Source organism: Mucilaginibacter kameinonensis (assembly GCF_003675385.1).
GTDB classification, from domain to species: Bacteria; Bacteroidota; Bacteroidia; order Sphingobacteriales; family Sphingobacteriaceae; genus Mucilaginibacter; species Mucilaginibacter kameinonensis.
The window spans coordinates 1,071,386-1,094,992 of record NZ_RCWZ01000004.1; the positions used below are offsets into that span (position 1 = coordinate 1,071,386).

At 44.0% G+C, this 23,607-nt stretch carries 12 protein-coding genes; 1 reads left to right on the forward strand and 11 read right to left on the reverse strand.

Translation table 11 applies throughout. The features are described from left to right. The first annotated feature begins 83 nt into the window (after positions 1-83). Positions 84-2,855: a substrate-binding domain-containing protein gene (locus EAH55_RS22775; RefSeq protein ID WP_121811667.1), complete on the forward strand. Its 2,772-nt coding sequence runs from the start codon at positions 84-86 to the stop codon at positions 2,853-2,855. Positions 2,856-2,993: 138 nt separating this feature from the next. On the opposite strand, the gene EAH55_RS22780 is transcribed toward EAH55_RS22775, so the two are convergent. The 11 genes from EAH55_RS22780 to EAH55_RS22830 all read right to left on the reverse strand — a co-directional run bounded on the left by EAH55_RS22780 (position 2,994) and on the right by EAH55_RS22830 (position 23,607). After that, positions 2,994-4,223, reverse strand: a complete 1,230-nt coding sequence (locus EAH55_RS22780) for a DUF4998 domain-containing protein (RefSeq protein WP_121811668.1) — start codon at positions 4,221-4,223, stop codon at positions 2,994-2,996. 18 nt (positions 4,224-4,241) lie between these two features. Then, positions 4,242-5,474, reverse strand: a complete 1,233-nt coding sequence (locus EAH55_RS22785) for a DUF4959 domain-containing protein (protein WP_121811669.1) — start codon at positions 5,472-5,474, stop codon at positions 4,242-4,244. 46 nt (positions 5,475-5,520) lie between these two features. Further along, complete coding sequence (locus EAH55_RS22790) at positions 5,521-7,434, reverse strand: RagB/SusD family nutrient uptake outer membrane protein (RefSeq protein WP_121811761.1); 1,914 nt, start codon at positions 7,432-7,434, stop codon at positions 5,521-5,523. A gap of 16 nt (positions 7,435-7,450) precedes the next feature. Next, positions 7,451-10,966, reverse strand: a complete 3,516-nt coding sequence (locus EAH55_RS22795; RefSeq protein WP_244228309.1) for a TonB-dependent receptor — start codon at positions 10,964-10,966, stop codon at positions 7,451-7,453. Between the two features lie 188 nt (positions 10,967-11,154). Further along, complete coding sequence (locus EAH55_RS22800; RefSeq protein WP_121811670.1) at positions 11,155-12,309, reverse strand: FecR family protein; 1,155 nt, start codon at positions 12,307-12,309, stop codon at positions 11,155-11,157. A gap of 133 nt (positions 12,310-12,442) precedes the next feature. Continuing rightward, positions 12,443-13,033: an RNA polymerase sigma-70 factor gene (locus tag EAH55_RS22805; protein WP_114939122.1), complete on the reverse strand. Its 591-nt coding sequence runs from the start codon at positions 13,031-13,033 to the stop codon at positions 12,443-12,445. A 225-nt stretch (positions 13,034-13,258) separates the two neighbouring features. Further along, complete coding sequence (locus EAH55_RS22810) at positions 13,259-14,842, reverse strand: glycoside hydrolase family 43 protein (protein WP_121811671.1); 1,584 nt, start codon at positions 14,840-14,842, stop codon at positions 13,259-13,261. Positions 14,843-14,855: 13 nt separating this feature from the next. Continuing rightward, the gene (locus EAH55_RS22815) at positions 14,856-15,752 is read right to left on the reverse strand and encodes an AraC family transcriptional regulator (protein WP_121811672.1); all 897 of its coding nucleotides are present in this window, start codon (positions 15,750-15,752) and stop codon (positions 14,856-14,858) included. Positions 15,753-15,779: 27 nt separating this feature from the next. Continuing rightward, entirely contained in the window at positions 15,780-18,725 is a 2,946-nt protein-coding gene (locus EAH55_RS22820) for a discoidin domain-containing protein (RefSeq protein WP_121811673.1), read from the reverse strand. A gap of 397 nt (positions 18,726-19,122) precedes the next feature. Next, positions 19,123-21,564 carry a TonB-dependent receptor gene (locus EAH55_RS22825; protein ID WP_121811674.1) on the reverse strand — a complete coding sequence of 814 codons (2,442 nt, stop codon included), beginning with the start codon at positions 21,562-21,564 and terminating at the stop codon, positions 19,123-19,125. Positions 21,565-21,678: 114 nt separating this feature from the next. Beyond that, entirely contained in the window at positions 21,679-23,607 is a 1,929-nt protein-coding gene (locus EAH55_RS22830; protein WP_121811675.1) for a M56 family metallopeptidase, read from the reverse strand.

Genomic DNA, 23,607 nt, shown 5'->3' on the forward strand with positions numbered 1-23,607 from the left:
TGGGTTGAATACATTATCCCTAATTTTGATGCCGGAAGCCATTCCAACCAATTATTACCTATGTAAACCTTTATTTCGTTAACATGTATCAACAAAACCGCCTTGTTCATTTATCGGGCTTGTTATTGTGTTTGTTCCTGGTAGCTATAAGCAACCTGGGCTGTAACAAGGCGCCTAAAAACCAAACCTACACCATTGGCTTTTCGCAATGTACCGGGCTTGACCTGTGGCGTAAAACCATGCTCAACGAAATGAAGACCGAGCTATCATTGCATCCCGGTGTAAATTTCATTTACGCAGATGCCCATGGCGACAGCAAAACGCAGGTAAGCCAGGTATCAAAAATGCTTCAGGATAAAATAGACCTGCTCATCATATCACCCAACGAGGCACAACCACTTACCCCTATTGTTGACGAGGCTTACCAAAACAATATCCCGGTAATTATTATCGACAGAAAAACTTCATCATCATTATATACAGCCTATATAGGAGCCGATAATTATGAACTGGGCAAACTGGCAGGGCATTATTTAGGAACTACACACAAAGGCAATCTTAACCTGGTTGAGGTTATGGGGTTGCCGGGCTCATCACCTGCGATTGAAAGAGACCGGGGTTTTATGGACGGTGTTAAACAGTTCCCGAATATCCATGTAAAAACCAAAATTTACGGCGATTGGCTCAAGGCAAATGCCGAAAAACAGCTATTAAAAATCAAAGATCAGCTAAGCGATGTAAACGCCATATTCGCCCATAATGATAACATGGCTTTGGGTTCACGTACTGTGCTTAACACTATAAAATCTGTAAAGCCGGTTACTGTAATTGGCGTTGATGCCCTACCCGGCATTGGTGGCGGCATGGAGATGGTTGATAATAAATTAATTAACGCCAGTTTAGTTTACCCAACAAGCGGAAAAGAAGCCATTGTAACTGCCTTTAAAATACTCAACAAAGAACCTTTCCTGCGCGAAAATATATTGCAGTCGCTGGTTATCGACTCAACCAATGTGCAGCTGATGAAAATGCAGGTTAATAAAATAAACAGCCAGCAAAATGACATCATTCAGCAGCAAAGCCTGCTTAAAGAGCAGCAGTTAGTGTATAAAAGCCAGCAGGTGGTACTCAACATCATTGTTATTTTACTGGTGATGGCTATTGTTTTGGGCGGACTGGCATTCTACTCCCTCATGGAGAACAGGAAGATCAATAAAAGCCTTGAAGCTAAAAATAATGAGATCCAATTACAGCGTAATCAGCTGATCGAAATGTCGGCCAGGGCACAGGCTGCAACCGAGGCCCGGCTTAACTTTTTCACCAACGTTACGCATGAGTTCCGTACACCCTTAACGCTGATGCTCTCCCCGCTTAATGATATGCTGAAAGATGAAAGGCTCAGCGACGTAGCGGGTAACGGCTTAAAAATGGTTAATCAAAACGCGTTCAGGCTATTGAAGCTGGTTAACCAATTAATTGATTACCGGAAAATTGAGGTAGATAAAAACACGATCAAAGCATCAGAAAACAACATTGTTGCCTACGTACGTGATATTATTGAGAGCTTCAGGTTCCATGCTAAAAAATTAAAGATCCAGTTTTACCTGGTACCTACAGAAAAAAACATCCCTGTATGGTTTGATGTGAATATGCTTGATAAGGTTTTCTTTAACCTTTTCTCCAACGCCATTAAGTTTATATCGGGCGAAGGAGCGGTAAAAGTTTACATCCGCAGAGATAAGGATTTTGTTTATATAGATATCCAGGACAATGGCGTTGGTATTTCCGAAGAAGACGCCGCGCTCATATTCGATCAGTTTTACCAGGCCGACAACGCACCGCGTGTTGGATCGGGTATCGGTTTATCGCTGTCAAAAGAAATTATCCTGCTGCACCATGGTAGCATCGAGGTTGTAACAAAAAAATGGGAAGGCACCACCTTTAAAATAACCCTGCCATTGGGCGATGCTCATTTAAACGATAACGAAAAAACGGAAAGCAGGGAAATATGGCCGGATATGGACGAGCAATCAAAAGCATACCAGGCAGATATCGACAACCTGCAAACCGACCTGGAGATAGACCTGAGTACCGAACCAAAGGAAATATCAATTCTGCTTGTTGAAGATAATCCCGATCTGCTGCAATACCTGCATCAAAAGTTCAGCGATCATTTTGAGGTATTTACTGCTGCCGATGGCAACCAGGCATTCACGCAGGCTTATGAAAAAGTGCCCGATATTATTATTTCGGACGTGGTGCTACCGGGATATTCGGGCAAGGAAATTGTGCAGCGTTTAAAAACCGATCTCCGCACCTCGCACATACCGGTTATACTGCTTACGGCGCAGAGCAGCGACGAGCAAAAAATTTCGGGCATGCACTCCCTCGCCGATCTTTATATATCCAAACCATTCAATTTTGATTACCTGTTGGCTGGTGTACAAAACTTGTTGAAAAACCGGAAAATATTGAGGGATCATTATTCGAGCGATATAACTGGCCCCGAAAAGCTGACAGCGGCTAAAACACTGGATAAAAAATTCATTAATGATTTTGCGGGCATCGTTGAAAAGAACCTCGCAAATGAAAACTTCAGCGTTGAGGATATTTGCAAACTTATCGGCATTTCCAGGATCCAGCTATACCGCAAAATAAAAGCACTGTTGGGCTGTACTGTAAATGAATATATCCTGAACCGCCGGTTAAAAAAAGCAAGCTATTTACTCATTAACGAAAACCTGAGCATTGCCGAGGTTACTTACAAGGTGGGTTTTTCGAGCCCGAATTATTTCTCAACGGCATTCAAGGCAAAATATGGTTGCCCACCATCAGAGTATAAAACAACAAAATAACTGTTAAAGTTTTCGGTAGTGCGAGGGGATCTGGATGGGAATAAAAAAAGGCCGCATAGTGTGCGGCCTTTTTCGTTTTTATAGTACCCTGTGTGTATACTTAAAAGCAGAACGCAAGGCAATAATTGATAAATCGGATCATAAACTTCTCAGCTTAACGCCCTTAAACTGCAGGTACGTATATGACTGTGTATTAACCACCCAACCAATAGTAACCGTAGTTGTTAACGAAAGGGTGAAGTTAAGCGTATGTGTACCGCCAATATTATTCTGATCGCCTTTATAAATAGCCAACGGGCTACCCAGATTAGTGATATCCGGCAAACTGTTACCAACGGCAACTATTTCGTTGGCAGTAAGGGTACCTCCATATCCGGCAGTTTCAATATCAAGCGCGTAGGTGCCAGCAGGTAAGGTAACGGTTTGATAAACCTTACCATTATTTACGCCATCACCACCCCAGTCTTTTGATTCAAAATGGATACAGCCGTTATTATCCCATGACCAGCCGCCGCCTTTACCACCATCCTGGTTCAACACATTGTTGTTGTACTGCCAATCCTTTGGCGTGCCCCATTTGTTAGTGCCATTATCGCCCCGTTGAAAAGGATAGCCTGCATTTTTGATATACAATGACGTGATATCGCCGATACGCCTAACCCTCGGAAAAAGCGTAGGAGCGGCAACGGTAAAAGTATCAATAGCGCCTCTGAAAGGCAGGTAGCTTGACTGATAAGTAACATCGGTACCAAACTTAAAATCATTAATAGTTACTATCGAATCGGCGGGCTTGAGCAGTGTGGTTTGCGTTTTACCAGCATTATCAATGTAGGTGATCACCGTTTTAGTGTTTACGGTTACCGAATCAAGCGTAATCTGGTTGAAATTTAATTTAACTACCCCCGTGGCGATATCAACCGTAAAGGGATTATCTGCGTTGTAACCACGATTAAAGATACCTCCGGCGTAAATAGCGCCGTAAACCCTAACCCCGTTAATGGTTTTTGAAATAGAGATATGCCCGTCACTATCAACAGAATTTATGCTGAAGTTATAGGTGCCTTCTGTAAGGTTTGATACAATCACCTTTACGGTATCAAGCGGATCATGGCTCGTAGCATTTACAATTAACGAATCCTGCTTGTTGTTCCAGTAAACTTTGTATTTAACAATTTTAGGATCCGGACTTGGGTTCCATACAAGTTGAGTACGCAGTTTACCTGCCCTGTAATTGGCATTGGCAATTACACCGGGGTAATAGATCTCGCCGCCCTTTATCAGCTCCTTATAATTTTCGTTCTTTTTTGAGCAGCCCCACACGGCCAGTAGTAACAGCAGCCATGTTATATTTTTTATGTTGATCTTCATTTGTTTGTCGCTTAAAAATTATTGAGGGATTCCGTAAAAAGACATTTCTTCAATGTAGGTATAGTCTAACCCAAACCAGGTTTCGCTTACCACAACCCGCAGATATTTTGCAGGCGGGCTATTAAACGGCACATCAAAGTTTACACCGGCTTCAACAAAGGCCTGGTCGGCGGAGTTGGTTTGCCCTTGCGGCAGGCCCGATGGTGGATCAGGGAAACGGAAGGTACCTAACACTGTCCAATCGCCACTGACGGTACCTGCCGGTTTGCCACCTGGCGTAACAGCATCGGCAGGGTTATCTTTATTTGATCCCCAAATGCTGAATACTTTAGGATTTGCATAGCCATACCCTCTCGGCCACATCACAAAGTGGCTCAGCTTATAGCTCCTGCCTACGCCAAATGTGCCCTGTACCAGTTTTTGCACCGGGCCAATAGTAGTTTGCCAAGGCGCGGCACCGCCAACTTCCTTGGTAAAGCCATCCCATAAATATGGCAGGATACCGCCATAGCCTATGTAGGCATCGCTTGGTGTGAGGTATTGGAAAAACTTGCTTTTATCAAGCAATTCTTCATATAAAGGCGTTAGGGTAACCAATAAAGTATCAGAAGCATTACCGAACTGATCGGTTACGAAGGCACCAAATTTTGCAGGCGTAGTACTAAATCCCCTTACCGCGTAGCTTATGGTATCGGTGCTGGTAAAGTGCCTGTCTTTAATGTTGAATTTATTATCGGCCGGATCAATAGTGATCACATTTATGCCGATTGGCCTTTTGTCTTTATTAATCGTTGATAAATGGATCCCGCCAAAATCGGCCGCTATGTTAAGGTTTTTCCGGATGAGCTGGTAGTAAGGCGTATCCGGATGAACGGTGACCGTAACCGGGTCCGACTCCACATTAGCTCTTGTTACCGCATGCAGGGTAACCGTGTAATCCTTAGTGCTTTGAAAGCCATCCACCCTAATTGTATCCAAAAAATAGCTGGATTTGGTTTGCCTTGTGGTGGTGCCGTTAATATTATAATCGGCAACTATATAAAGCAGGTTTTGTGACGATGGTAAAGTATAGGTTAAAACAGCGCCACCATTAAAATTGCGCACTTTAACGTTGGTTACAACGCCGGGTTTCGTTTTATCGGTACTTTCAGGAAGTTTATAGTTATCGCTTTTTGAACATGAAAATAAACATGTTGTTAAAAGCGCCAGCACACATAAAAAGTGTACAGGCTTTATATGATTATAGCTCATAATATCTCTTCGTTAATTATTTATCTAATTAAAAACCAGTTAAATCCTACCAGTAAGGGTTTTGAACAAGGTTATCGTTCACCACGATTGAATTATTCCAGATAGGCCACAGGTAATCCCTGGTGTTAAATACCGGAATCTCCACATTGCGGGCACGGTAATAGTTAATGGCTTGTTCTTCATAAATACTCCAACCTGTTAACGGGGTGCTTAATACGCCCTGTAACTCCTTCCAGCGGCGAAGGTCCCAGCCGCTCTGGCCTTCAAAACAAAGCTCAATGCGGCGCTCCTGGTGAATGATAGATCTTAAACCCTCTTTAGTTGTTGGTTTCGATGGATTTTTTGAATAAGCTGCCCATGAATTAACAACGCCATCCAAACCGGCACGCGCCCTGATCCTATCCACATAAGATATAGCTTCGGCAGTAGGGCCATTTACTTCATTCAATGCCTCGGCATACAACAGGTATAAACCCGCCATGCGCATAACCGGCATTGAAAAATCTGTCCAGTTAAAGCCATCATCATATACGGTAAGGTAGTTGGCCAGCTTTTTAGGCCAGTAACCGGTTATATTTGATTTTTGCAGTGTTTTAGGACCGGCAAGCGAGGTAACACCACGAGCAGGTACATAGTGCGCAATTTTCGCGTCCAGGATCCCATCACCAAACCAGATTCCTCCATCAAAACCTATACTGCCGTAAAAGCGCGGCTCGCGATCAAAATGAGCTTTAACGGTTTGGTAGCCCTGCTTTATGTAGAAAAAGTTCGCGGCATCACCGGTACGCAATTGGTTACGGTCGGCATAATCCCAGCTTTTATCTTCATCAATAGGTACACCTTTATTGGTATAAAACAACTCGGTAGTTGAAATAGGCACCGCGTAGTAAGCCGGGTTCTGGTTATCGTTTTGATTGGCCTTTTGGGTTAACCGGGGTATGCAATACTCCTGCCCGTGCCAGATATTACTTAGCGACCAAATCAACTCAGGATTTGTATCCCATTTTTGCGTTAGCGCGTTTTGGCAGGTTAACACCCTTTTTAATGAATCGGGCAAATTTGAAACACCTGGCGCAGGCACAAAATTGGTATTTAAATGCAAGCCAGCTGCCTCACAATAATCAATGGCAGTTTTACAAGCAGCGGCCGCTTTTTGCCATTTGGTAGCATCAAATGATGTTGGGAAAAGGTTTTTGCCGCTTTTATCTTTAAAATTGGCATAATCAGGATTGCCGTTAAATAAAGGGCTTGCAGCTGTCATCAACACCTCGGCTTTAATGGCGGCGGCAGCGGGCTGGGTTATCCTGCCCAGTTCTTTAGCCGGATTGTCAATAGTTGGAGGCAGATCCGGAATAGCCTGGTCAAGCAAACCAACAATATAGTTAACCACATCATCAACCGGCTGGCGTTTAACTTTCACCTCCGCAGTTGAAGCCTCAACAGGCAAATTGGCATCAATGATTGGGATTGGCCCATACATCCGCATCAGGTAATAATGATAATAAGCCTTCAGGAATTTAGTCTCGGCAATCCATCGTTTTTTCTCAACCGCAGTTAAATCGGCCGGTTTATTGATGTTTTCGAGCATGGTATTGCATCGTCTTATGGCCACAAACATGGCTGTGCCGTTAGCCCTGCCATCCCAGAAGTTTAAACCCGGTTCGCCAACATTTTGCGTGCCGGTGATCAATGTGTACCCGGTGATATCCAAAGGATTGTTAGCCAGGTTAAGCGGAAAAATGATCTCGCCGGAGGTGGTAAAACCGGCACTCCTGTTCAGGTCATTCAATTGCTGAACAGATGAATAACAGGTAAAAAGATAGTTTTCAGCTTCGTTTTTACTCCTGAAAGCATAGTCAATTGTGCCCACATCAGGCGGAACAACGTCAAGGTATTTTTTGCATGAGTCGCTTAATACCATTAAAAGTAATAAGCCAATATGTTTATAGTTAAATTTCATGATACTCTTCATCTCCTTATAAATTAACATTCAAACCAATGTTATACACCTTCTGGATAGGATAGTTAAACCCGTAACTGCCCAGCTCCGGATCCCAGAGTTTAAATGAGCTCCAGGTAATGAGGTTAAGGCCGTTAACATACAACCTCAAACTGCGCAGGCCAAGCCGCTTTGAAACCGACGTTGGTAAGGTATACCCAAACTCGGCCGATTTAAGCCGCATAAACGCGCCGTTGCGCAACCACCAGGTACTTGGCTGTAAATTGTTTTCGATGATGTTACGGGTTGTTCCCAAACGAGGATAAGTGGCATACAGGTCCTGGTGCTCCTCGCTCCAGTGGCTATCTGCAAATTGTTGCAGCAGCTGGGTATTACCGTAAATGTAGTCCTCGGTACTTTGCACAAAGGGGCTAACCTGGTTGGGGTCAACAAAAAATGAAACCCTTGCCTGCCCCTGGAAAAATGCCGAAAGGTCAAAGTTTTTGTATTGTGCGGATACACCGTAACCGTAAACAATTTCCGGAACCTGCGGATAGCCTATAAAGGTTTGATCCCGGTTATCAATAATACCATCGCCGTTTAGGTCGCGGTATTTGATATCCCCGCCTCTTGGCGCTTTGCCGGTAGTTGAAAAGATTTGCGTAGGCGACGCGGCGGCTTCAGCATCGTCAACAAATAACCTGTCGGCAATGTAGCCGTATCCGATACGAATTGGCTGACCTACAAAATGGCGATAAGCTTCGGGGTAATTAGGCTCTTCGTAATAAGTATATTTATCGGTTGCCAGCGTAAAGTTACCACGGCCTGATACTATCCATGAGCTGTTGATAGTTTGCTTATAATCAAAAGAAAGATCGATACCTTTTGAATTTGCCTTTCCTAAGTTGGCATAAATATCGGCCTCAAGCCCTGAAGTACTTGGAATATATGAGCGTTTTTGCAGGATATTGTACCTGTTATAATTATAAAATTCGGCGGTTATATTCAGGTTCTTGAACAGGGTCATTTCCAGTGCAAGGTTTGCCTGTTTTGAAGTTTCCCAGGTTACGTTAGGATCAGAGTAATTAAGGATTGTGGCACCGTTATGCGCGTAACCTGCGTTTGTACCAAAGGCTGCATAAGCACCGCCATTAAGGTTTACGTTTGATGCGTAAAAGAAACGCCTGTCGCTGATGGCATCGTTACCTACCAAACCATAGCTGCCGCGTACTTTTACCCTGGTAAAAATATCAAGCAGCGGCTCAAAGAATTTTTCGCCGGATACCAGCCAGCCGCCGCCAATGGTTGGAAAAAAGCCATAACGGTGCTCGGTTGAGAACCTTTCAGAGCCGTTGTAGCCGAAGTTAAACTCCAAAAAGTATTTGCTTTTATAGTTATAACCGGCACGACCCGCCAAACCAAGGTTACGGTGCGGCAAGGCATATTGCAAATCGGGTTGGTGAGTTACCGGGTTGATGGCATTTGAATAAACCGTTTGCTGACGGGTTAACACCATTGTTGCCGAAACGTTATGATCGCCAAATTGGCGGGCATAATCAAAGTTGCCCTGCAGATAAACCTGGTTACTGATTGTTGGCGTTCCGGGAAAGTACTCCAGGTATTCAATGGCATCACCGGGCTTTTGGTTTAGCCAGGTTAAGGAGTAGGTGTTACTGGTTTTGTCATAACTGCCCACATTGTAGTAAAAAGGCTTATAAGCCAGGTTGGTATCAAAATATGAATACCGGTTTGCACTGAAAATACCATGAAAATTAAGGCCATTGGTAATAAAGTTCAAACCCTGGTTTAACTCAATCTGTGCCAGTACCCGCGACTCGGACGAAGTTTTGTGCCCCCTGAGCAACAAAGCGTAAGGGTTGTTATATGGCACACCCGGATCTGCCGGAGCACCAAACAAAATGTGCTTGGTGTCGCGGTTTGCCGAATCGGCCGGGAAATAGGCCGGGAACAACACCGGGCTGGTGTGCAAGGCTATTTTATAAACGTCAGAATTAAATGAACCATCAGTAGTAAGCGGACCATTATAATCGCTGAAAGTACCCGAAAAACGCAAAATGGCCTCAGTAGTTTTGGTAAGATTAAGGTTTACGTTTGAGCGTAACTGGTAATTGGTAAATTTAATGTTGTTGCTATTGTTATTGGCAGCGTCTTCGGCCAGGTTACCATGGTCAACATTGTATGAACCAGCAACGTAGTAACGGGCAAACGGCGTACCGCCGCTAACGCTCAGGTTACCCCTTTGGGTTGATGTGCGTTTTTTCAACAACAAACCCAACCAGTCTACAGCAGGATATACATAAGGGTTATAGCCCGGGCCTTTAGCCAAAGTATTTTGTGTGTTGATGATCTTGTCAGGATCAAATGGCGTTGGCTGATACGGATCGCGCGATAAAGTAGCCTCATTGTAGAGCTTCATATAAGTGATAGGATCAGCAATTTTAAGCGATTGCGTATTTTGCGATACCGAGTTTTCCGCACGGAAACTGATCTGCGGTTTACCTATTTTACCTTGCTTGGTAGCCACCAAAATTACACCGTTGGCACCACGTGCACCGTAAAGAGCGGTAGCGCTTGCGTCTTTCAGAATTGAAAAGCTGGCGATGTCGTCAACCTGTAAACGGGCAAGGTCATTGGTGGTAAGCTCGATGTTGTCGATCAGGATCAGCGGGTCAACCTTATAACCAAAGGTGGTTACCCCCCTTATAAAGAACTGGGCATTATCCTGACCCGGTTGTCCTGTACCCTGAAAGGCGATGATCCCCGCCGCCTGGCCGGCCAGCGCCGTGGTTAAATTGCTCGCAGGAATCTTCAGTTCGGCAGGTTTAATGGTAGTAACCGAACCAACAATGGCTTCCTTACGCTCCTTTTTGCCGTAAGCGGTAATAACTACCTCTTCGGCCTGCCTCACATCCTCAACCAAAACAACATTAAACAGCTTATTGTCGGAAGTTACAGTAAAGGTTTGCGTAACAAAGCCAATAAACGACACCCGGATCACCGAGCCGCTTTTTACATCGAGGATAAACTTGCCATTATTATCGGACACCGTACCGCGCTTGGCGTCATTCACCACGGTAATGCTTACGCCGGGGAGCGTTACGCCTTTTGCATCGCGCACAGTACCCGTTACAGTAATATCAGCTATGTTTTCGGTTTGACTGTTATTAGCTCCGGCGGCTTCCTTGATAATGACCGATTTACCATCGATAGTATAGGTTAAAGCTGAGTTTTTGAGGCTGATCTTCAGCACCTCTTCCAACGGGGTGTTTTGAAAATTAACATCCAGCGGAGGCACGTTTTTTATGCTCTTTGCCGACCAGAACAGATTGTAGCCGGTTTGTTTATTTATTTCATTGAATATCTGTTTAAGCGTTGCATCATTCTGTTTATAAGTGATTTTTTGTGAAAAAACCGCTGCACTTGCCTGCATGAATGCCAGGAAGAGTATAAACGTCGTTATCTTCATGATGAGCAGAAATTTCTTAGGGTAGCACGAAGGCGTACAAATGTTTGTAGTAAAAATTTTATACATTTGTTAAAGGCTGTTTTAAGTTGAAATGTTACGACAATTACATTCAGGCTTTAAAAGCTGATTGGAGCAGGGGCATCGGAAGTGCCTCTGTTCTGCTTTTTATAAACCGCTGATCTGCTATAAGCTATGGGTAGGTATTGGTTTTTCTCATACTCTTCTGTTTAGTTTAAATTGGTTTATTGGGATGGTTATTTTCTTTTGCTTACGGTTATGGTATTGCCCTGAATGCTAAACCTGGCATCGCCAGTTTGCTCCATCATTTTTAGTAGGGTTGTGATATTGGCAAAGCGGGTGGTTACGGCGCCAAAGGTTTCCTTTTTCAGGCTTTGATCTTCAAAAACTACATCTACATTGTACCAGCGCGATACGCTGCGCATAATGTTTTCCAGCTTTTCATCATCAAAATTGAAATAGCCGTTTTTCCAGGCTATGGCTTCGGTGGTATTGGCCTCGCTTACATCAAAGGTGTTGGTTAGTTTAGCCTGCTGACCGGGAATCAATATAACTTTACTGCTGGCAGTGGTAACACGTACCGATCCCTGTAATAAAGTTGTTTTGGTAACCGCATCGTCAGCATACGCGTTAACATCAAAGTGAGTACCCAATACCTCTACTGTTTGGCGGTTGGTTACCACACGGAATGGCAGCTCCTTGTTGTGCGTAACTTCAAAATAAGCTTCGCCACTCAGTTCAACGCGGCGCTCTTTCTGGCTATTAAAACTTACAGGGAATTTTAGTGAAGTATAAGCATTAAGCCAAACCTTTGAACCATCGGGCAAAACCACCTGGTACTGGCCGCCTTTTGGCGTTTCGATGGTATTAAAATCAGATGTGTTAATTTGGTTGCTGCCTGCCGCACCCGGTAAGTTTTCAGAACGGTCAATAATGGTATACACCAACTGACCATTTGCTGCCTTTGTTACCTTGATTCCGTTTTGATTGGCTATTTGCCCATTGCCGGCATCAGTAAGAGAAATCTTTTTTCCGTTGGCCAGGGTAAGGATAGCCTTATTACCACCAGGCGGAATATCATTTTTAGTCAATTGCTGAGTAGCTGCCTTGTTACCGGTAATTTTAGAAACAAACACACCGGCAATACCTAATATCAGCACTACTGATGCCGCCGCAACCCATTTAAAGTAATGCACTTTGGTTTTAACCGGTTTGGTTTCACGGTTGAGCCGTGCAAGCATGGCCTCACCTACCGCCTCTTCATTTTCGGGAAACTCGGCGTCCTGGTACGCGTTTTCGCGATACCATTTCAGCAGTTCATCACGCTCGGCTGCCGTAGCAGTATTTTCCCGATACTTTTTAATTAAAATGTAAATACGTTCCTGGTCCAATTGGTTTTGGTGCTTATATATGTGAGTACATTAAAAAGCACCATACCCTATATGGATTTTTAATTTTTTTGAAAATTAACTGGATTAGCTAAAAGCGTTGTGAAATCGCAATAATGAGCGATCTTAAGGGATGCTATTTTAAAAGCGAAATGATGGTGTGCAAAGCCACAACTATGCTCCAGCCATAGTTTTTCAGTTCGCCACGGATAATTTTAAGGGCGCGGGTAAGGTTGGCCTCAACACCTTTTTCGCTGATCTCTATCCTTTCGGCAATCTCGTTGTTTTTTAAACCCATATCACGGCTGTAGCGGAATACGAGGCGGCATTTTTCGGGCATTTCCTCAACGATACCGTTGATATACTCCTGTAGAAAAAGCGCGTCGAGTTTGTGCTCGTCATGGGTTATATCTGTAAACTCGTAGTTTTCTTTGGCGAGGTCGGCGCGGCGCTTTTCCTGTTGGTAGTGTTTGAAAACGCTAAACTTTACCGCGGTGGCTAAAAAGGCAGCGACACTTTGTATTTCAACAGTACCACGACGCTCCCATAATGATAAAAAAACCTCATGTACAAGGTCTTTAGCACCGGCAGTATCTTTACAGTGGTTCCAGGCAATGCCGAGCATCTTTTTCCAGTACCGCTGGTAAATTTCGGTAAAGGCATCATGATCATCTGCCTGCAGCAATCCTGTTAATTCCTGATCTGTATATGTACTGTACTTTGACATTTGCCCCGTTCCGGAGATTCGCGCTCTAATTGGTTACCGGTATCGTCAACAGCGGGAACTGCTCCAAAACCTGGTTACAAATATGCAATATAATTTCAATGAAAAAACTATTTTAACATTATCAATAAATCAAGGGTTTAAGTGTTAAAAACTATCGATGTAAGCAGTTTGTAGAAAATTCCTATTATCCAAGTAAATGTCTTAAACTCTTTAATTTTCTTGTTTTTATAATCCGCCGTCCGGTCCGTCACGCAAATAATTAAACCAATCAAATAAAGCCGTACCGCCAGGTTGTTTAGTATTGTACGAAAACAGCCCCGGCCTAACCGCTTTCCAATAGTTATAATTTGATAGTGTGCACGCCTCGCCTAACTGGGTAAATATTTTACCATCCAAGCTATATTGCATTACCGTGATATGATCAAGATTGATAACCAGGCGAAGAAAAACTGTCTTCTGCCCAATGGTAATTCCCTGTTGGAACTTACCATTATTATCGGCATAAACATTTAAACCGGTATCTGTTTTAATCAAACCTATTTCATGAATGTAATTGCCCAGCAAGCATAAACCGGCTTTTTGCCCCGGCGTCATCTGGTCGGCATTTAATGCCGTGGTTATCATTCCGTTTCGGCCCATAAGCTTTTGGTTTATGGTGTTCCTGGCGTATTTATTATTACTGGCCTGCATAGCCGTAAGTGTTAAGTATCCTTTATGAGTTTTCAGCGACCACTTATCATTTACCGGATTATGGTTCCATTGCCATTGCAGACCCAGCGTTGTTTTATTAAACTGATCAGAAGTCTGTAAACCAGTTTTGACAGGAAACTTGTTAACCTTCGGTTTAGGATACGTACTTACCGGTTCCCCGATACCATTGCCGTCGTTATCAATACCTATAAACGGCCAGTCGTTTTGCCATTTTACGGGTTCAAGGTGGCAAACGCGGCCGATAGCGCCTGCATCCTGAAAATGGATAAACCATGCCTCACCATTATCCAGTTCAACTATTCCACCTTGGTGCGGGCCATTGATATTGGTTTTCCCCTGCTCTAAAACAATCTTCCGTTCGTAAGGACCATAAATGCTTTTACTGCGTAATGCAGTTTCGTAGCCAGTACCTACCCCTCCCTCAGGAATAATGATATAGTAATATCCGTTACGCTTATAAATCTTGGTTCCCTCGGCAACCGGGCCCTCATAAACGGTTTTACCCGAATCAAGCAGGTGTTTGCCATCGGCACTCATTTTATGTATAATGATAGGGCCCGCCCCTAAACGGCTATGCCCCAGGTAAGCCTGCCCGTCGGTATCCCAAAACGGGCATGGATCTTCCCAGCCGCCTGTTCGTTTTACTTCTGTAAGCGGGCTCCATTTGCCTGTCGGATTGGCAGCGGAGCTCATATAAAGTCCTTCATCAGGTGTACAGAAATAAACATAAAACTTACCGTTATGATAACGAAGCGATGGCGCCCAACTGCCTGCGCCATATTTTTCCATAGTGTTGTACTTTGGGTCAAGATCTAACCTGTTGTACACTTGCCCTATAATTCTCCAGTTCACCAGATCGGCCGACTGGAGTACAGGCATCCCCATAAAGTGAAAATCGGAACAGACCATGTAGAAACTACCTCCAACCCTAATTACATCTGGGTCGGAGTAGTCGGCGTTAATAATGGGATTTTTATAGGTTCCGTTGAGCTGATCGCCCCAGGCACCGGGGTGCCTTTGTTGTGCATGAAGTTGATTATTAGCGCTGGTCAGCGTTAAAAACAAAACAGTTATTCCTGTCAGCAGGGTTCTTATCATATGGTTTATACGGTTAGGCAATATCGTTATGTTTACGAAACTTCTGCCTGTATTTTGATGGTGATAGGCCGTTTATCTGGGTAAATAACCTCGAAAAATAATATTGATCGTCAAAGCCCAGGTCGGCGCAAATGCTTTTGATATTACGATTGTCAAAACTCAGGTACCCGGCCGCCTTCTGGATCTTAAGCTTATTAAAATATTTTATGGGCGACATGCCCGTCTCCTTTTTAAACCGCGCCGAATAATAGGCTGGCGGCAAACCCTGCTGGGCAGCCAGTTCTTTTACCTCATATTTTTGACCGATGTTGTTTCTCATGAAGACGATGGATTTGCTGATGGCATCCGCATCGCGCTCAATTTGTTCCTTTTTTTCATGATAAACCAGCGAAGTAATGAAATGCAATAAGTAAAAATTCATTTTCTCTATCTCCCGCTGATCATATCCTTTTTCGGAGATGCGGCAGATCTCGTCAAAAACCTTGATGCGATTTTCATCATAAGGTACCCAATGAACCATTTGCCGCCCGTTTAAAAGTGAGCGGTTATAAAGTCCGGCCGCCAGTTCCCCTTTAAAATTTACCCAATATATACTCCAGGGATCGGCAGCCGAACTTTCATACCGGTATGGCGTTTTGGGAGGAATGATTATAAAATCATTCGACCGCAATTCATATTCCTTGTCTTTAAGGTTAATTGTTCCGGTGCCCTCCGTGCAATAGATCAATGTATAATCATTACTGCCCGATCTTCGCCCAGGGGAATTATTAACCGCCCGGGGGAAATACCCTGCGGCGGTTAATAACATATTCCTGTTCATGGGGTTATCGGCAACCTGTTGTTTGATATGCGCAGGCAACACCACCAGTGCGTGGCCCTTTACCTTCTTTCCTTTCGCTGCAATTTCCATTCTTCAACAGGCTAAACGGCACTCCGGTTATTTGGTATTATTATAAGGTTCGGCTATCAGCTTTATACCATCGTTACCCAAAGCGGCAGCATCAAATTCAATTTTAACTGTTTTGGTTTCGCCTTTCAACAACATGAAATAATTATCGCTCATAATAGCCGGCAAAATTTGTTCGCCGTTAGATGTCCTTATTGCCTGCACCCTGATGCCAAAAGCTACAGCCTTTGATGATGCAGGATTAGTTACCTGGGCCGTGATGTAATATTTACCATCGGCTTTAACAGTTTTATAACCGGTTTTCAAATCAACCTTTGGCAAGGTGTTCAAAGCTGTATAATCTTTACGTTTGTTACCTCTCCAGTAAAAATTATCAGACACCGGTTTACCCGCATTATCGCTAAGTTTTAACTTGATAAAGTGCACATCCGAAAGACCTTCGCTGGCTACATCGCCCTGGTAAACTTCAAAATTGTAAAGCGAATAGCCCCAGTAGGTAGCACGTTCAACGCCCTGCATTTTTACATAACGCGCGGTTACTTCCGGAAACATGATCTTTTGCTCGCCCTGCCTGCCATCATCGGTGCCATAAACATCATGCCAGTGGCTGGCATCGGTTGATACCTGGATTTTGAAAGCTTTCGCATAGGCATCTTCCCAGCTCAGGCCAACACCATTAACTACCTCTTCCTTCCCCAGATCAATGTAAACCCACTCACCATCGCTGTAACGGCTTGCCCAGCGTGTACCAGGGTTACCGTCATTTATTGCTGATGCATCGCCGTTAGTTGATGATGAGCTCACCACTTTTTTGTTTTTAGCAAGATCGGCCTTATACTGGTTAAATTTCAGATCAAAAGCCGCACCCGAGCTATTGGCCGGAGCATCAATTGTTTTTGACTGGCTGTACTGCTTTACAAGGGTACCATCCAGGTTATAAACATCGGCGCTGGCGGTTAAACCATCAACATCTTTACGGGTTGTGTTGATTACTTTGATGGCATTGGTTACCGGGTTCCATTGGATATGCACCGGCTCACAAGCCTTTTTTACACCCCAGTACGCGCCGGTAAGATCATAGTAATAATCATAAGTTTGCCATACCATTGATGGGTATGCCGACTGGCTCATCCAGGTCATGATACCCGATGCATCTTCGCCCATGGCATCCTGCCAGCCTTCATACATGGCTTTATTGCTTTCCAAACTTACAAACTGGGCTTTGCGGCAAAAATCCTCGATGCCTTTTGGTGCGCCATAACCATTGGCGATGCTTGCTTCGTAGGTATCAGGCCCGGCATTAAATGCCCGCGGACCAAAAAAGTGCTGGTCCCACATCTCATTGCGCGGCCACCAGTTTTCTTTCGGCATAAATTTTTTGAAGCTTTCAAAATTCACAAACACGGCTGTGCCCAGTTCGGTACGTAAACCCCAGCCTTTGTTGCCTCCTAAACCGGTTGGATAAGCGGTGAAATAATAACGCGGGTCTTTAGCATCCCAAGGGCCACTGCCAGTAAGGTTTTCGGCATGTGAGTTGGGCTGATACCAGCGGTCACCGCCATCAAAAGTTGAAAGGTCTTCTTTAAGCCATGCGCTTAAAGGTTGCTCAGGCCAGCCCTCGTTATCGGCACACCAAACGGCAATTGAGGGGTGGTTTCTGAAACGCTTAATTTTTTCAATGGCGTTAGCATTAAATGTAGTAATATCGGCAGGGAGGTTAGGATTGGCGTTGAGCCAGAAGTCGTCCCAAACCATGATGCCGTATTTATCACAGGCTTCATAAAATTCTTCATCAGTTGTTGACCCAATCCAGTTACGGATCATGTTAAAGTTCATCTCCTTATGCAGCTTCACTTTATAATCATACTCTGCACCACGGCAACGCAGCATGTATTCGCTCATGCCCCAGTCACCGCCCTTTATAAATACCTTGGTGCCATTGATAGCTAAATGCAGTACATGGCCTATGGTATCATAGCTATACCGCTTAATACCAAATTTGATATTCTGTACATCCGATACTTCATCGCCAATGCTAACACTCAGCTTGCAGTTATACAGATTAGGTTCACCATAGCCATTTGGCCACCAAAGTTTAGGGCTGTTGATCATCAGCTGTTCAAAATCGCGTTTGTTGAGCTTAACATCAGTAGTGCCATTGGCATCAACATAAACCTTTTTCTGGAACTCGATATTACCGGGTGTTATCACGCCTTTTATAATAGCCGCCTGTGAGCTTGAAGTATTATTTTTAACCTCAAGCGCAATTGACAGGTCGGCACGGGCATTTGTAGGTAGGTTAGCGCGAATCCAAGGATTTTTAATGGTGACATCGCCGGTATTGCTCAGGTAAACATTATCTGTAATGCCCGAGTTAAGTCCCGGCACATATGGCATCCAGTCCCAGCCGGCACTTGACACATAATTGGGGCTGCCCACATTGGCCAATGGTTGTTTTGGTATATAAACCAAAGCGGTAAGCACATTTTTACCATTACGATTTATTAACGCGGTGATATCAAAATGACCACGCTGCATAAAACCATCAAGCGTACCCAACAACGTGCCGTTAAGGTAGATATCGGCTTTACGGTTAACGCCCCGAAAATTGAGCCAGGTAGTTTTTTTAGTATAATTTGCCGGTATGCTAAACTCGGTACGGTACCAAAAACTGCGGTCATATTTTGCTTTATCAACCTTATAAATATTATCGCCAAAGTTTGGGTCTTTCTCTAAACCGGCGGTCACATATGAGGCAAATGTGGTGCCGGGCACAATGGCGGTAACCCAGCTTTCGGTATTATAACCGGCATCTTTAATTTTTGAAGCATCGGTTATGTCGGCCTGGGGCTTTACCTTCCATTGCTGACTGGCCGAACTATTGAGCGATACCTCATTGCTTTGCGCCCCGGCAGCCGAATAAAAACATGTAAGAATGACAATTAAAAGTCGTGATAGTGTGATGCGTTTAATCATTAAGTTTTTAATTAATTTAGGTTGAACTCCGTGCCTGACCCGGTATGGTTAAATTTATAGCAGGCACCTCCATTAAAGGCCTTTGGTTACAAGCATGTTTAAGCAATAATTTAGTTAGTTATCGCCTATATGTACATCGAATTGTGCCTTACCCTACATGAAAAGAAAATAATTTCGGGAATGATGTATTTATATACAGTTAAAAGGTTCAGACAGATACGATTCCGCTGAAAGCGTGGATTTTTATATTATGTTATTAAATTCCCCAAAAGTTACGGGCATAAAAAAGGAAACGCTTGAAATTAACGTTTCCTTTTTTCTCTGGAGGTTGGGCTTAATTCAAATCAATCGACGGTTTTAAACGAATTACGAAGTGCGCAAAAGTGGATCATAAAAACTAATTCTTTACCCTGTTTTGTTCACTTTCGGCCCCATTGGCATCGTGCTGCCGCTGGCCGGATATGGCTTTCCCAAAACGGTAACTAAGTGATAGTACCCCGGTGCGGGTGTCATTCAGGTTACGCCAGTTGGCCTGGGTTTGATTTAAGTTATTGATTACGCCGGTGTTTTTAAATGTGTAAAAAATATCATTTACCACCAGTTTAAGCGTTGTTTTAGCCGAAAGCTTTTTGGATACAGCCGCATTTACCTTACCCCTGCTGCCACTTACAAACTGGGCGCTGGTAACCTTGCTCTGGTAACCGCCATCAAGCTGAGCAGTCCAATCCTCAGGCAGCTTAAAGGTAAGAATGGGCCTGATAAAGAAATAAGTGCCCTTGCTATCCAGTAAACCGGTATAAAAATTACTTACCGAATGGATTTGAGATACCCTTCCGCTAATGTGGAAGTTAAACCATTTGGCAGGATCAAATGTGCCATCAAAAGACAGTGTTTTGACCGTATAGGTTCCAATGTTACCGGGGCGACTGTAGTAAATGCCATCAACAATTTCAATGGTTTCTTCTACATCATCCCTCGACCGGCTATAGCTCAAAGTGGTGGTGAACCTGTTTTTATAAATATGTGATAACTCAAAATTATCGGTAAAAGTAGGCCTTAAAAAAGGGTTGCCTGTATAGTAGGTAAACTTATCAAGCGGAGAAAGAAATGGATTGAGGTCCTGGTAGTAAGGACGATCTATACGGCGGCCATAGTTCAGGCTTAATTGATTCCGGTTAGCAGTATCCAGCTTGTATTGCAGATAAATAGTGGGGAACAGGTTAGTATAATTACGTTTAAAGGCCGAATCCGGCTTTTGCGCATTGCCTAATTGATGCCCGTTTGATATGGTATTTTCTAAACGGAGGCCTGCCTGTACCGACAGTTGCTTATAATCCTTGGTTGCATTGATATAAGCCGCGTTGATATTTTCTTTGTAGATAAAATGATTGGTTTTCCCGTAATCCGGAGTCATGGCGCCCCCTGTAGAATAAAAGTAATCGGCAATGTTATCGGTATGGGTATAGCTTGATTTTAACCCGGTTGAAAGCTTCAGACCGTTTTTCAATGGGTGATCGTAATCAGTCTTGGCCGAATAGATGTGGATATGCGCAGGTAGCATCCCTGTCAGTATCTCGTTGCCAACCAGCGTACCGTCGGGTAGAAAGCTGCTGTTGTTGAATAATTGGTTATTGTTGGTGTAGTAATCGAGATAATCAAGATCTGCAGAAAACTCATGTCCGTTTTTATCAAACTGGTGGCGGTAGTTTAGGTTAGCACCTCCATTTCTAAAGGTACCGTGCTCCTGGTTATGGGCAATAATGGTAGAGTCGGGCTGGTTAGCCGCGTTTGAAAACTGACTGGTTACCGGGGTTTTGGTATTGTATGGATTGTAAATTCCGGTAAGGTTAATACCGAATGTGCTTTTATCCGAAATGTAATAATCCACACCTATCTTAGCAAAATAATTATCGCTCTTACGTCTGATGAAGGAATTTTGAAGAAAGTTAGAGGTAATATCACCCTGTGCATTTTCAAAGTGGCGGTTGATATTCAGATCGCTGAAACCGTTGCCCTTGTTGTAACTCAAATTACCAAATATGTTTACCCGGTTATTGCGGTAATTAAAGTTGAGGCTATTATTGGTTTTGGCATAGCGTCCCTGCGTATAATTAAGGTTTAAACTGCCATTAAAGCCTTTAACCTTGCTTTTCTTAGTACGGATATTGATCACCCCGCCATTACCCGAGGCATCATATTTTGCAGGTGGATTAGGCATAAGCTCAATCTGATCGATAGCGGCAGCAGTTAACGATCTGAGGTAATTTTCCAGGTCTTGTCCTGACAGATAGGTGGGCTTATCATCTATAAAAATAGTCACACCCTTTCCTTGTAAACTTATAGCAGCATTTTGATCAACGATAACGTCGGGCGCTTTTTCCAATACCTCAAGCGCGGTGCTTCCGCTGTTACTAATCAATGCTTCCGGGCTAATGATCGTCCTGTCTATCTTTTGTTGTACAAACGGCCTTTGAGCGCTAACACTCACCTCTTTAAGGGTTGTGCCAACCATCTGCAAAATAATAGGCTCCAAAACCTTATCCTGCTCCAATAGCAATACGGCCGATTGGTATCGTTTATACCCCATCATAGTTACCGATAACTTGTAACTGCCTGGTTTCACTTTAAAACTATAAGCTCCTGAAGCATCAGCAAGGGCGGTTTTAACTAATGCCGAATCCCGGGCATTGAGCAGGTAAACCGCCGCGCCATCCAAAGGTTTATTATCCGCGCCTTCCACTTTACCGCTAAGGTTAACGGCGATGTTTTGAGCTGATGCAAAAGTTGAGGCAATAGTTATCCAGGCGACTAAAAAAGCCGCAATTTTTATTTTCATCATAAGGTGTATGGTTAAGTTTTAAATGCCGATCATTTGTTCGTTTATGGCAATAGCTATCCTGTTCATGCTTTGAAGCACAATCAATTAAGTCGATATTAAATTTGTTGATTATTGTTAATGATCGCCGGCGTCCGATTCCGTCTGTTCTGTATAGTTGTACATCCAGCTCCAGCTTCCCTGCTTACCTTTTTCGGGTTGTTTTACGTATGCTTTTTTAAATTTTTGGTAAATGTTGTCGGGTATTCTTTTACCGTTAACAATAAACTCTGTGTCGCTTAATTTAAATGAAGTCAGTTCATCGCTGCTATGAATAATGCCTTCGGTAATGAGATCATCGGTCAGCTTTGCCCGGTTGGAATCATCATGATAAGCTTTGTAATTGGCCGGATAAGGATTGACAGCGCTATAATTTGCGGCAGTGGCATTATAGGCTTTACTGCTTGCATCATAGGTACTCAATTTTGACTTAAGACTGCCAAGGTTTCCATTAAGTTTTTTTAAGCCCGCCTGACCAGTTGTACTGCTGGCCGCCCCATTGGTATTTATCGGGGTTATAGGGTCAGGTTGCCGGGCTACCTGCGCAGCCTGTGCAACAGGAGCAACTGATGCAACTACCGGTTTGTGTTGCATTTCCTTATCAACAACAAGCAAATAAGGTGCATATTCATTTGGCCGGATAGTTTTGCCATTAACCTGCATGGATGTAACGCGACCGTTCAGCGTGTTCACCTGGTATAATACACCATCCACCTTGAGCAATCGGGTTTGCACACCGCCATTAGGTAATGTTAGGGAGGTGTGGTCGCCTACCTCATCGGGGCGGTAGATCCTGAACCGTGAGGTATCCAGCTCTGTTTTATAGGACGTATCCTTTGCCACCTGTGAAACTGCGTGCAATTTTTTTTCAATGGTTTTGGACTTTGCAGGGTTTGCCGGCTGTTTGGCTTGCTTGTGAGGTACAAGTGCCGTTTTACCGGCATGCACCATCTTGTTAACCAGCTGATCTATGTTTTCTTTATGTGAAAAAGCCGTAGTGAGCAGGATTGTAGCAACCAGGGCAACAGCAAGCATTGACCGCTCCATTACGTTTAACGATTGATTATTATCAGAAAGCATCCGCTTTACCCGACCCATCAGTTGATTTTTGCCACCACTAAGCGCCATCGCGTAAGCAGGTGCGGCCAACTGGTATTCCTGGCAAGCTACCAGCGCTTTAATATAATTGACCTTATTACCGGTGTGGCTAACCACCATATCGTCGCAGCAATTTTCGCGTTCGGCACGGATGAGCGATGCTATCCAAAGTACAGCGGGGTTAAAAAAGAAAACAACCTCCATCATGCTTACCAACAGGTTCATGATATAATCGCGCCGGCGAATATGCGCCAACTCGTGCACCAGTATGGCTTCGATCTCTGCCGGGGGCATGGCAGTCATCAGTCCTGCCGGGATCAGGATCAGCGGCTTTAAATGGCCTATCACCATAGGCACTTTAGCCATGCCGGACTCGGCAATGCCAACCAGCCGTTTAATACCTAATTGTAAGGCCAGCTGTTTTACGTGGCTTTCCCAATCCCTGCTTACAGCCAGTATTTGACGGCGACGCAAGTAATAAAGACTCTGTAAACCGGTCATTAACTGCAAAGTGCGCGCCATCACCACCAAAAACCAGATAAAAACAATGCTATTGGAATGCTCATTTAAAAAGCCGGAGACTGCTTTATAATCGCTTACTTTTGGACTTGATTGAGGCTGCGCAGCAACATTTGAATGGATTGTGATCTGCTGACCGGTTACCACAGTCTGAACCGCCTTTGCCTGGTTTACCTCGTATACAAAAGTGGCTGCAACCGTGCAGGCAAAAACTGCCAGCCCTGCAATTAACAAATTATACCTGCTGGCCGAGCTCGAGCGGCGGGTGCAAACTATAATGATGCCTGCCAATGCGGCAAGTAACACGCCCTGCCACAAGGATTGGATCAGCGTACTGCAAAGTGCTTTAACCAGGTAATCGGGCAATGCTTTTACAATGGTAACATCCAT

Excerpts from the sequence above, each read along its gene's own strand:
- EAH55_RS22780 (WP_121811668.1), bottom strand. The coding sequence starts at position 4,223 with ATGAAGATCAACATAAAAAATATAACATGGCTGCTGTTACTACTGGCC.
- EAH55_RS22825 (WP_121811674.1), bottom strand. The coding sequence starts at position 21,564 with ATGATGAAAATAAAAATTGCGGCTTTTTTAGTCGCCTGGATAACTATT.
- EAH55_RS22775 (WP_121811667.1), top strand. The coding sequence starts at position 84 with ATGTATCAACAAAACCGCCTTGTTCATTTATCGGGCTTGTTATTGTGT.
- EAH55_RS22795 (WP_244228309.1), bottom strand. The coding sequence starts at position 10,966 with ATGTATAAAATTTTTACTACAAACATTTGTACGCCTTCGTGCTACCCT.
- EAH55_RS22810 (WP_121811671.1), bottom strand. The coding sequence starts at position 14,842 with ATGATAAGAACCCTGCTGACAGGAATAACTGTTTTGTTTTTAACGCTG.
- EAH55_RS22805 (WP_114939122.1), bottom strand. The coding sequence starts at position 13,033 with ATGTCAAAGTACAGTACATATACAGATCAGGAATTAACAGGATTGCTG.
- EAH55_RS22820 (WP_121811673.1), bottom strand. The coding sequence starts at position 18,725 with ATGATTAAACGCATCACACTATCACGACTTTTAATTGTCATTCTTACA.
- EAH55_RS22785 (WP_121811669.1), bottom strand. The coding sequence starts at position 5,474 with ATGAGCTATAATCATATAAAGCCTGTACACTTTTTATGTGTGCTGGCG.
- EAH55_RS22830 (WP_121811675.1), bottom strand. The coding sequence starts at position 23,607 with ATGGATGTTACCATTGTAAAAGCATTGCCCGATTACCTGGTTAAAGCA.
- EAH55_RS22790 (WP_121811761.1), bottom strand. The coding sequence starts at position 7,434 with ATGAAATTTAACTATAAACATATTGGCTTATTACTTTTAATGGTATTA.
- EAH55_RS22815 (WP_121811672.1), bottom strand. The coding sequence starts at position 15,752 with ATGGAAATTGCAGCGAAAGGAAAGAAGGTAAAGGGCCACGCACTGGTG.